At 39.4% G+C, this 10950-nt stretch carries 11 protein-coding genes; 10 read left to right on the forward strand and 1 reads right to left on the reverse strand.

Annotation, left to right across the window (positions count from 1 at the left end; translation table 11 throughout):
• The first annotated feature begins 312 nt into the window (after positions 1–312).
• The 5 genes from ABES52_RS03315 to mntR all read left to right on the forward strand — a co-directional run bounded on the left by ABES52_RS03315 (position 313) and on the right by mntR (position 4691).
• On the forward strand, positions 313–1248 hold the full coding sequence (locus ABES52_RS03315) for a metal ABC transporter solute-binding protein, Zn/Mn family (protein ID WP_429648911.1): 936 nt from the start codon (positions 313–315) through the stop codon (positions 1246–1248).
• A 12-nt stretch (positions 1249–1260) separates the two neighbouring features.
• The gene (locus tag ABES52_RS03320; RefSeq protein ID WP_429648913.1) at positions 1261–2007 is read left to right on the forward strand and encodes a metal ABC transporter ATP-binding protein; all 747 of its coding nucleotides are present in this window, start codon (positions 1261–1263) and stop codon (positions 2005–2007) included.
• Between the two features lie 13 nt (positions 2008–2020).
• Positions 2021–3313 carry a metal ABC transporter permease gene (locus tag ABES52_RS03325; RefSeq protein WP_429648915.1) on the forward strand — a complete coding sequence of 431 codons (1293 nt, stop codon included), beginning with the start codon at positions 2021–2023 and terminating at the stop codon, positions 3311–3313.
• A complete protein-coding gene (locus ABES52_RS03330) occupies positions 3303–4184 on the forward strand; it encodes a metal ABC transporter permease (protein ID WP_429648917.1) in 882 nt (293 codons plus the stop codon). Before ABES52_RS03325 ends, ABES52_RS03330 begins: the two co-directional genes overlap by 11 nt.
• An 81-nt stretch (positions 4185–4265) precedes the next feature.
• Complete coding sequence (mntR, locus tag ABES52_RS03335; RefSeq protein WP_429648919.1) at positions 4266–4691, forward strand: transcriptional regulator MntR; 426 nt, start codon at positions 4266–4268, stop codon at positions 4689–4691.
• 29 nt (positions 4692–4720) lie between these two features.
• Here the strand turns inward: mntR and ABES52_RS03340 are convergent, their stop codons facing one another.
• Positions 4721–4924: a DUF3892 domain-containing protein gene (locus ABES52_RS03340; protein WP_429648921.1), complete on the reverse strand. Its 204-nt coding sequence runs from the start codon at positions 4922–4924 to the stop codon at positions 4721–4723.
• A gap of 131 nt (positions 4925–5055) precedes the next feature.
• Here ABES52_RS03340 and ABES52_RS03345 point away from each other — a divergent pair, with 131 nt between their 5' ends.
• The 5 genes from ABES52_RS03345 to ABES52_RS03365 all read left to right on the forward strand — a co-directional run bounded on the left by ABES52_RS03345 (position 5056) and on the right by ABES52_RS03365 (position 10803).
• Entirely contained in the window at positions 5056–5730 is a 675-nt protein-coding gene (locus ABES52_RS03345) for a class I SAM-dependent methyltransferase (protein ID WP_429648923.1), read from the forward strand.
• Positions 5731–6005: 275 nt separating this feature from the next.
• Positions 6006–7694: a formate--tetrahydrofolate ligase gene (locus ABES52_RS03350; RefSeq protein ID WP_429648925.1), complete on the forward strand. Its 1689-nt coding sequence runs from the start codon at positions 6006–6008 to the stop codon at positions 7692–7694.
• A gap of 67 nt (positions 7695–7761) precedes the next feature.
• Positions 7762–8256 carry a hypothetical protein gene (locus tag ABES52_RS03355; protein ID WP_429648927.1) on the forward strand — a complete coding sequence of 165 codons (495 nt, stop codon included), beginning with the start codon at positions 7762–7764 and terminating at the stop codon, positions 8254–8256.
• 26 nt (positions 8257–8282) lie between these two features.
• Positions 8283–8939, forward strand: coding sequence for an HD domain-containing protein (locus tag ABES52_RS03360; protein ID WP_429648929.1), 657 nt, complete (start codon positions 8283–8285; stop codon positions 8937–8939).
• A complete protein-coding gene (locus ABES52_RS03365; protein WP_429648931.1) occupies positions 8926–10803 on the forward strand; it encodes an ABC-F family ATP-binding cassette domain-containing protein in 1878 nt (625 codons plus the stop codon). Before ABES52_RS03360 ends, ABES52_RS03365 begins: the two co-directional genes overlap by 14 nt.
• Positions 10804–10950: the final 147 nt, after the last annotated feature.

Consider the following 10950-nt stretch of genomic DNA (forward strand, 5'->3'; position numbering starts at 1 on the left):
GCTACGCTCAAGTATGGGTCTTGCCTGGCTTCTTGTTCCCGCTGTAGTCGCCGCCTTTCGCTTCATGTGAATCCTTACTAAAAATCAACAGACATATAACACAGCCAAAAAATTAGTTCAATCATGACAAAATTGTTGACGTGGTTTGAGCTATAACATAAAATTTGTACTAGGGAAAAAATTATAGGGTTACGAAAAAAATTAGGCACATTAATAAACGCCTAGCATACACATGAACTATCTATATTTTTTTCGTTAAAATTTGCCCGAGGGCAAAATAGTTGATTGTACACAATTAGGAGGGGTTTTTTAATGAAAGTTGCGAGAGTATGGATGTTTTTTATGGTATCAATGTTGTTATTAAGTGTAGCCGCATGTTCCAATGAATCGACTGAGACTGGAAACGAAAATGAAAAAATCCATGTCACGACGACCATTGCCCAAATAGCTGATGGGGTAAAAAATATTGGTGGAGAATACGTAGAAGTTGACAGCTTAATGGGACCTGGTGACGACCCACACTTATATAAAGCTTCGCATAGCGATATTCAAAAATTACAAAATGCAGACATCATTTTTTACAATGGTTTACATTTAGAAGGGAAAATGCTAGAGATTTTTGAAAATATGAGCAAAGAAAAACCTGCATATGCGATTGCTGAAGCCATTCCTGAAGAAAAGTTACGGAAAGATCCTCAAGATCCAAACATAATTGATCCACACATTTGGTTTAATATTGACCTTTGGAAACTAGCGTTAACAGAAGTGAAAAAAGGATTAATTGAATTAGATCCAGAGCATAAAGAAGAATACGAAAAAAATACCGAAGCATATTTTGCAAAGTTAGATCAATTAAAGAAATACGCTGAAGAACAAATGGCATTAATTCCGGATTCTCAACGTGTGTTAGTAACCGCTCACGATGCATTCAACTACTTTGGGGCTGCCTATAATATGGAAGTAAAGGGACTTCAAGGACTAAGTACGGACTCCGAATACGGATTAGGGGACATTCAACATATAGTGGATGTTTTAGTCGAACGTAATATTAAAGCCGTCTTTATTGAATCTTCTATTTCCGAACGCTCCATTCAAGCAGTGATTGAAGGAGCAAAGAAGAAAGGCCATGATGTATCCATTGGAGGAGAATTGTACTCTGATGCTATGGGTGAAGAAGGAACAGAAGAAGGTACGTACTTAGGTATGTATAAGCATAACGTCGATACGATTGTAGAGGCGTTAAAATAGGGAGGGTTCGATATGAATCCAGTAGAAGTAAAACAATTAACAGTCGCTTATCATAAAAAACCGGTTTTGATCGATGTGACTTTTTCCGTTCCAAGCGGAAAACTAATTGGGATTATCGGTCCAAACGGGGCAGGTAAATCTACGTTAATAAAAGCGGTATTAGGTCTTATTCCACGCGCTTCGGGAGAGATTACAATTTTCGGTGAAAAATATTCACCTAAAAAGAAAAAAGTTGGGTATGTTCCCCAACGCGGTTCTGTTGATTGGGATTTCCCAACGAACGCTTTAGATGTTGTTTTAATGGGACGGTATGGCCATATTGGATGGTTTCGCCGTCCTTCCAAAGAAGACATCGAAATTGCAATGGAATGCTTGCGACGGGTTGGTATGGATGGCTATGCCGACCGGCAAATAAGCCAATTATCAGGTGGACAACAACAACGGGTCTTTTTAGCACGTGCCCTAGCCCAAAATGCGGAAGTGTACTTCATGGATGAACCGTTTGTTGGGGTTGATGCTGCAACAGAAAAAGCGATTATCCAAATCTTAAATGATTTAAAGGCGAAAGGAAAGACGGTTTTAGTAGTTCATCACGATTTACAAACGGTGAAAGAGTATTTTGATTGGGTGTTATTGTTAAACAAAAAAGTTATTGCCCAAGGTCCAACAGAAGACGTTTTCACAATAGAAAATTTACAACAAACATACGGTGGCCGACTCTCCTTTTTAGAACAAAATTCCATGGTTATTCAACCGTAGTGAGGGAGAAACAATGGAAAAAATATGGACTTCAATCTTAACAGATGCCAATACGCAATGGGTTCTTCTTGGAACTTTGTTACTTGGGGTGGCTAGTGGTGTTTTAGGTAGCTTTGCACTGTTACGAAAACAAAGCTTAATCGGTGATGCGGTGGCCCATGCTGCCCTTCCTGGAATATGCCTTGCCTTTTTATTCATGGGCGAAAAACATATGCTCGGCTTGTTGGTAGGTGCCGCCCTTACTGGTTTGCTCGCTTCCTATTCGATTCAATTCATTTCGGGACATTCTCGTTTAAAAGAGGACACAGCGATAGGGCTTGTTTTATCTGTCTTTTTTGGCTTAGGTATTGTTTTGTTAACAAAAGTGATTCAATCATCTTCAGGAAATAAAAGTGGCTTAGACGACTTTATTTTTGGGCAAGCAGCATCCATGATTGCCAAAGACGTCCAATTGATGGCTGGCACTGCTGTTGTGTTAATTATAGTTACGTTTTTCCTTTTTAAAGAATTTAAAGTATCGACCTTTGATCCGCAATTTGCCCAAGGAATAGGGTTGCCTGTCGGGTTTTTAAACTTTTTATTTTCAACGTTACTTGTCATTACAGTGGTTATCGGGATTCAAGCCGTCGGGGTCATTTTGATGTCGGCAATGCTTATTATTCCAGCCATTTCGGCTCGGTATTGGACCGATTCGTTAGGTTGGATGGTCATTATTTCAGGAACGGTAGGTGCTATCTCTGGTGTTATTGGAACACTCATAAGCACCCTTGGGCGAAGTTTAGCGACTGGCCCATTTATCGTGTTAACGAGTACGACCATCTTTCTTGTGTCAATCTTATTTGCTCCTAAGCGCGGACTTTTGGCCAAGTGGTGGAGACGTAAGATAAACGACTGGCAACTTGCAGCAGCCAAAGTATTAATGATCTTGCTTGAACAAAATAAGCCGCTACCTTTTACTAAATTATCGGAACACGTACGGACAGCTTCATGGGAACTTTATTTCGTTTTAAAGAAATTGGAACGCCATGGCTGGATTGAAACGAAAAACGAAGCATACCAGCTTACCGATGAAGGAAAAGCGAAAGGTGAACAATGGCAAACGATTGAACGTCTTCGTGTGTTTGCGGAAATGTATCCTCAAACTTTATCGGTAAAAGAATCGCAATTGTTAGACCAAGCAACAATTGAAACGGTAAATGAACAAGCGGTTCGGCAAATGGAGAAGAAATTTCGTCAAAAAGAAGCTTTCCCCTATGTAACGAAGTATGCGTATTATTCAAAAGGAGAAGGGTCCTATGAGCTATGAAGCTTGGATTATTTTAACAGGATGTTTAGTCGGTATTTCTTGCGGCGTCATCGGGAGCTTTTTAATATTAAGAAAAATGGCGATGCTTGCGGATGCCATTAGTCATACAGTATTGCTCGGAATTGTTATGGCGTTTTTAATTAGCCATAGCTTAAATGGATTTTACATGCTTATCGGAGCTGCGGTCGCTGGATTATTAACAGCGTTTATCGTGCAGTTGTTTAACAGCAGTGGTATCCAAGAAGATGCGGCGATTGGTGTTGTGTTTACGTCAATGTTCGCTTTAGGGGTTATATTAATTTCTCTTTATGCTGAAAACGTTCATTTAGACGTCGAGCATGCGTTGATGGGTGAAATTGCGTTTGTTCCTTGGAATACTGTTGAACTTCCAATAATAGGTAGCACCCCGAAATCGGTTGTTATGCTTACATCTATTTTCATTTTGAATGTATTACTAATCCTTCTCTTTTACAAGGAATTTAAAATTACTTCATTTGACCCAGGTTTGGCTGCCGCAATTGGATTACCAACTATTTTTATTCATTATTTGTTAATGGGAATGGTTTCAGTTACGACCGTCTCAGCTTTTGATAGTGTAGGGGCGATTCTAGTCGTAGCGATGTTAATCGCACCTGGAGCTACCGCATATTTATTAACCGATAAATTTTCCAATATGCTTGTCTTAAGTGCATGTATTGGATGTATTGATGCCGTGCTTGGCTATTACACAGCTCGCTATTTGGACGTATCGATCTCCGGTGCCATGGCTACGATGGCGGGTATTGTCTTCTTACTTGTATTCTTATTTTCGCCTAAATATGGGCTTATTTCTAAATGGTGGTCCCAACGGTCCATCCGAATTCAGCAATAATTTGGTATCCTACCTTGTTAATTCCTTTGTATTATAGTAAACTTTTAATGATTCATGTTATTTCGTATAGGAGGGTAAGGGATGCCAACACCGAGTATGGAAGATTATATTGAACAAATTTACCTTTTAATTGAGCAAAAAGGTTATGCACGTGTTTCGGATATAGCAGAAGCTCTTTCTGTCCATCCCTCCTCTGTAACGAAAATGGTCCAAAAGCTTGATAAAGATGACTACCTTGTTTATGAAAAATATCGTGGGCTCGTGTTAACGGCCAAAGGAAGAAAAGTTGGAAAACGTTTAGTAGACCGTCACGAATTATTAGAGCAGTTTTTGCGACTGATAGGCGTCAAAGAGGAGAATATATATGAAGATGTGGAAGGGATAGAGCATCACCTCAGTTGGGACTCCATCGATCGCATCGGTGATCTCGTCCAATTTTTTGAAGAAAATCCGGAACGTGTTCAAGAATTACGAATCATTCAAGAAAAAAACGAACAAAATTCGTAAAGCTGCCCATTATAGGCAGCTTTTTCTTATTACCCATCCAAGAGTGGAAACTGATGAAACTCCTCTCCGCTTTCTTCGTTGTATAGCCGTTTATTTTTTACATATGCTCCTTGAATTAAGCCGTTTTCTGCTTCCTGCAATGCTTTTCGATACGAAATAATTCTTCCTGTATTCGTTTGAAAGCTAATAATGTCACCAAAATGATTTAATTGTACTTTTTCAATATATTCCATTGTTCTTTCCTTTCTTTTATTAGTTAGTATTAGTATATCCAATATGGTTTTGTCCATAAGGAAGGATTTAAAAGGGATACGAAGAAGTAAATAATACGATGTTTGCAATAAATGTTTTAAAGGAGATGGATATGGATACATCTTGGAAACAGAAAGCAGAGCAAGCATGGGATGAAAAGGCAAAGGATTGGCATAAACGTAGTAAAGACATGTGGGAAAGCGGAAGCCGAAAGTCGATTATTCCGTTGTTTACAAAGTTTGTACCAAAAGGACTAACCGTTTGTGATTTAGGATGCGGTGACGGGTATGGCTCTTACTTGCTTTCGATAAATGGCTATGATGTGATTGGCATAGACTTGTCCCACGAAATGGTGGATTTGGCGAAAAAGAGGGAACGAGATGGGCTTCGATTTGTCCAAGGGGATATTGGTAAAACCCCTTTTAAGGATGATTCATTTGACGCCTTGTTAGCCATTAATTCAATTGAATGGACGGAATCACCGAACGAAGTGCTACAAGAATGGAGACGTCTTTTAAAAACAGAAGGTTATCTAGTTGTTGGCATTTTAGGACCGACCGCTCATCCACGAACGAATAGTTTTGGACGTTTGTTAGGCGAAAAAGTGATATGTAATACAATGATGCCGTGGGAATTAGAACGATTAGCGACTTTACAAGGTTGGAAAAAGGTTGGAGAAGCGGGTGTGTACAAACGCGGGGTCACGGAAGCCCTCGTTAGTCATTTACCGTTAGAACTGAAACAAGCGCTAACCTTTATGTGGCTATTTGTTTTGCAAAAGTTGTAAAAAAGCTGGTTAAATACCTGCTTTTTTCGATTATATGGAATGAATCAAGTCGAATCTTTTACAAACTTCCACATTAGACGAATCATGTTCTTTCGATTCTAGACACATTTTTGGATTTAAATAATCTTATTTAATTACCAGACCGTTTTCCTCCATTCTAAACGCGAGCCACAAACGAATACAAATACTTTTCCCTTTTTTTCACTCTATAGAGTTATTTCATTTTCGGACATGCTAAAATGAGAGAGACTGCAGGATCGATTGGAGGAAACATCATGTTCACAGAAATAAAGGTAAAATCTGATATCGAAATAGCTCAAGAAGCGAAGTTACGTCCAATTACTGAAATTGCAGAAACGATTGGTTTATCCGACGATGACATCGAACTTTATGGAAAATATAAAGCCAAAATTTCGTTCAAAGCTATTGAACGGTTAAAAACAAAAGAGGATGGAAAAGTCATTCTTGTGACAGCCATTAATCCAACACCGGCTGGGGAAGGAAAATCGACGGTGACAGTCGGATTAGGAGATGCTCTTAATCAGCTAGGAAAAAAAGCGATGATTGCGATGCGCGAACCCTCACTTGGACCGACGATGGGGATTAAAGGGGGAGCAACTGGTGGTGGGTATGCGCAAGTATTGCCGATGGAGGATATTAACCTCCATTTTACAGGCGATATTCATGCGATAACAACCGCTAACAATGCGCTATCAGCATTTATTGATAATCATATTCATCAAGGAAATGAACTTCGTATTGACCAGCGAAGAATTGTTTGGAAACGCGTCTTAGATTTAAACGACCGTGCCTTACGCAAAGTAGTTGTTGGATTAGGAGGAGCTGGTCATGGCGTTCCTCGTGAGGATGGATTTGATATTACGGTGGCATCAGAAATGATGGCCGTCTTATGTCTCGCTACGAGCTTGTCGGACTTAAAAAAGAGGCTGTCTCGTATAGTTGTGGCGTACAATCTGGATAAAGAACCCGTCACGGTTAAAGATTTAGGTGTAGAAGGAGCATTAACCCTATTATTAAAAGACGCGCTAAAACCAAATCTTGTTCAAACAATTGAACATACCCCAGCACTTGTGCATGGTGGTCCTTTTGCTAACATCGCCCATGGGTGTAATAGTGTGATGGCGACAAGTACAGCGATGAAATTAGCTGATTATGTCGTTACAGAAGCTGGTTTTGGTTCTGATTTAGGAGCGGAAAAGTTTATGCATATTAAATCAAGAGCGTTAGGTGTGTCACCAAGCGCTGTCGTCATTGTTGCAACGGTTCGAGCCTTAAAAATGCACGGTGGCGTCAAAAAAGAACATTTAAAAGAAGAAAATGTAGCTGCTTTACAAAAGGGATTAGCCAATTTACAAAAGCATATAGAGACGATTCAACAATTTGGAGTCCCATTGGTTGTGGCGATTAACCGATTTATAACTGATACACAAGAGGAACTACACACGATAGAGCAATGGTGCACGGAACACGACTATCCATTTGCATTAACAGAAGTATGGGAGAAAGGTGGGGAAGGGGGTCGCTCGTTAGCGACAAAAGTGTTGGAACAAATAGAAAAAGATTCTCAAGCATTTGCCCCACTTTATGATGTTTCACAATCCATCGAAGAAAAAATTGAAGTCATTGCGACTACTGTTTACGGAGCAAAAGAGGTTGAATTTTCGGCCAAAGCGAAAAAACAATTATCCGAACTAGAGCGCCACGGATGGACCCATTTCCCAATCTGTATGGCGAAAACGCAATATTCCTTATCGGATGATCCAACTCTGCTCGGACGTCCATCTGATTTTACAATCCATGTCCGTGAACTTGTTCCTCGCTTAGGTGCTGGTTTTATTGTCGCACTAACAGGGGATGTGATGACCATGCCTGGATTACCTAAATATCCAGCCGCGTTTCAAATGGACGTCACTGAAAAAGGCCAAGCTATTGGATTATTCTAATAACGTAATAAAGGGGAGACTCACCAAAGCTCCCCTGTCTTTTCTATGTAAGATATGAGGTGATCGAATGTTTGACCCAACTGCTTTTGACAATATGAAAACGGTTCTCGAAGGTGCCGTTTATGATGCTGATTTAAGCGGTACGCTTTTAATTGAAAACCGGAAGGACGTTATCGACTTAGCGAGCCTATCTCGAGAATACGAAATTACGTTTCACCTTGCGTTGTGTGAAAAAGTACGAGCATCTATTTCATTAAAAGCAACTTTAGCCCAACTGGCATCCGAATTAATCCCCCGTTTAGGTTTGGAAAGCGGAGCCACAGTAACCGTATTATTTGAAGGACCATCTTCCTTTTTATCTTCCAAACTAAGCGTCATCCAATCGGTGTGGGGAGAATATGGAATATATGAAATTCGTCAAATTATTTCTACCTCCCACCCGAAAACAACAGAAATCATCATCCACTTTCCGAAACCTGTACAAGAAGAAATGATGAATGAACTTTTAGTTCAAGTAGAGATGATGAAGAAAACGTTGCAAAAATTGGCCCAAGAATCTTGAGAAGAGGATGGAGAGGAGAATACGGTATGATGGAAGTGATTCAAAAGGCGGAACAGTATGTCCAAATGAAATTAGGAAACGATTCGACCGGTCATGATTGGTACCATATTGATCGTGTTCGAAAATTAGCCCTATATATTTCTAACAAAGAACAAAAAGGAGATTCATTCATCATTGAGCTTGCGTCGCTCTTTCACGATGTGTTAGACGACAAATTAGTATCTGACGTCGAACGGGAAAAGCAAGAATTAATGGAATGGTTTGTTTTAAATCGTATTCCCTCTTCACAACAAAACAAAATTGTAGACATCATCGAAAAAATTGGATATAAAGGTGGCAACGAAGCACATTTATCGTCGATTGAAGGGCAAATTGTTCGCGACGCCGACCGATTAGATGCAATTGGGGCGATCGGTATCGCTCGAACTTTTGCATATGGTGGAAAAATCGGTCAACTAATCTATAATCCTTCTTTACCGATTCGCTTGGATATGACCGTTGAGCAGTACCGGAATGAGCGTACTTCGACGATTCATCATTTTTACGAAAAGCTGCTTCTATTAAAAGAAAAGCTTTTTACAGATACGGCAAAAACAATTGCTACCGAACGTCATGCCTATATGGAACAATTTTTACAACAGTTTTTTCGAGAGTGGAAAGGTGAGTTTGATGCTGAATATTGAACATCTATCAAAATCGTACGGTGAAAAACAACTATTTAAAGATATATCCTTTACCATTCAACCGAATGATCGAGTAGGTTTAATTGGTATAAATGGAACCGGAAAATCAAGTTTATTAAAATTGATTGCTGGACTTGATGACCCTGATGCTGGAACGATTGTCGCTCCTAAAGATTTTACCATCGGCTATTTGTCTCAAACCCCTGAATTAGCTAATCATTTAACGGTGATGGATCAAATCTTTCAAAGTTCTTCGCCGATCGTTCAACTAGCAAAAGAATATGAACAATTTCTGAAACGTTTTGAACAAGATCCATTAAATGAACGGTTACAAAAAGAATTGTCTGAATATCAAAAGAAAATGGATGCGTTGAACGCATGGGATGTCAGCGCACAAGCAAAAATTATATTATTCAAATTAGGAATTGAGCGTTTAGATCAAAAAGTTGGAGAACTTTCGGGTGGACAGAAAAAACGAGTGGCATTAGCTCAAGTACTAATTGAAACACCAGATTTATTAATTTTAGACGAACCGACCAACCATTTAGATGCCGATTCCATCAGGTGGTTAGAGGAATTTTTAGCGAAATATCCGAAAGCGGTGCTGTTAGTGACGCACGATCGTTATTTTTTAGATCGGACATGTAACCGAATCATAGAATTAGACCATGGACAAATATATACATATTCAGGAAATTATCGTGCATATTTAGAAGCGAAGGCGATGAAAGAAGAACAAGAATCACAAATGCTTACGAAAAAACAAAACTTATATCGAAAAGAGCTCGAATGGGTTCGTCGAGGGGCAAAAGCACGGACGACGAAGCAAAAGGCACGACTCCATCGGTTTGATCAACTAAAAGACGAAATAAATTCCCTTCGTCGAACGGAAGAAAAACTCGATTTTCAATTGTCTGGTTCGCGTCTCGGTAAAAAAGTGATTGAAATAAAAAATGCTAAGAAACGATACGATGAAAAAATCATTTTGGACGGTTTTTCTCTTTTAATAAATCCAGGGGATCGTATCGGGATTGTTGGAAAAAACGGCAGTGGGAAATCAACCTTTCTTCGAATCCTTACCCAAAAAGAGGTGTTAGATGAAGGTGAATTAATGATCGGTCCGACCGTTCGTATGGCCTACTATCAACAACAGCATGAAGATATGAATGAGCAGTTGCGCATGATTGAATACATTCGCGAAGAAGCCGAAGTCGTCCAGCTTAGTGATGGAACAACGATTTCTGCGGCACAAATGTTAGAACGGTTCTTGTTTCCGATGCACACTCATGGAACCCCGATTCGCAAGCTTTCCGGTGGGGAAAGAAGACGACTGTATTTACTTCGATTGTTAATGTCCCAACCAAATGTCTTATTGTTAGATGAGCCAACAAACGATTTAGATACGGAAACGTTAACGGTTCTTGAAGATTATTTGGAGGACTTTCCGGGTGTGGTCATTACCGTTTCCCACGATCGCTATTTTCTAGATAAAATTGCAGACCAGCTTCTTATTTTTAACGGAAATGGTTCAATCGATAGTTACATTGGTACTTATAGCGACTATTTAGCCGTTCAACATGCTCAAAAAGTGTCAAAAAAGGAAGAACAATCACCACCGAAGTCTTCCCTGCGTCCAAAAAAAGAAAAGAAAAAAATGACTTATTTGGAGAAAAAAGAGTGGGAAGAAATTGAAGGAAACATTATTTCTGTTGAAGAAGAAATTCAAGTTTTAGAGCAACAATTACATGAAACAGGCACGGATTTTGAAAAAGCTCAATACTTAATGAATGAATTAGAGGCACTTAATCAAAAGTTAGAGCAATTATATGAGCGTTTTGATTATTTGTCCCAATTAGTAGAATAAATAGAAGGGGCCAAAGGAACTGTGTGGAAACAAATGACGGAAGCAAGACAAAAAGGAAATCTTCTTTATAATAGACTCTGTTAAACGATACTGATGATATGTATACATTACGCTTGTGGCGGATGCTTTCCGCGGGCAAGGTGCAAG

Source organism: Aeribacillus pallidus (assembly GCF_050478865.1).
Taxonomy (GTDB): domain Bacteria; phylum Bacillota; class Bacilli; order Bacillales; family JACDOC01; genus JACDOC01.

Coding starts and splice junctions, on each gene's coding strand:
- ABES52_RS03340 (WP_429648921.1), bottom strand. CDS start 4,924: ATGGAATATATTGAAAAAGTACAATTAAATCATTTTGGTGACATTATT.
- mntR (WP_429648919.1), top strand. CDS start 4,266: ATGCCAACACCGAGTATGGAAGATTATATTGAACAAATTTACCTTTTA.
- ABES52_RS03355 (WP_429648927.1), top strand. CDS start 7,762: ATGTTTGACCCAACTGCTTTTGACAATATGAAAACGGTTCTCGAAGGT.
- ABES52_RS03345 (WP_429648923.1), top strand. CDS start 5,056: ATGGATACATCTTGGAAACAGAAAGCAGAGCAAGCATGGGATGAAAAG.
- ABES52_RS03330 (WP_429648917.1), top strand. CDS start 3,303: ATGAGCTATGAAGCTTGGATTATTTTAACAGGATGTTTAGTCGGTATT.
- ABES52_RS03365 (WP_429648931.1), top strand. CDS start 8,926: ATGCTGAATATTGAACATCTATCAAAATCGTACGGTGAAAAACAACTA.
- ABES52_RS03360 (WP_429648929.1), top strand. CDS start 8,283: ATGATGGAAGTGATTCAAAAGGCGGAACAGTATGTCCAAATGAAATTA.
- ABES52_RS03350 (WP_429648925.1), top strand. CDS start 6,006: ATGTTCACAGAAATAAAGGTAAAATCTGATATCGAAATAGCTCAAGAA.
- ABES52_RS03315 (WP_429648911.1), top strand. CDS start 313: ATGAAAGTTGCGAGAGTATGGATGTTTTTTATGGTATCAATGTTGTTA.
- ABES52_RS03320 (WP_429648913.1), top strand. CDS start 1,261: ATGAATCCAGTAGAAGTAAAACAATTAACAGTCGCTTATCATAAAAAA.
- ABES52_RS03325 (WP_429648915.1), top strand. CDS start 2,021: ATGGAAAAAATATGGACTTCAATCTTAACAGATGCCAATACGCAATGG.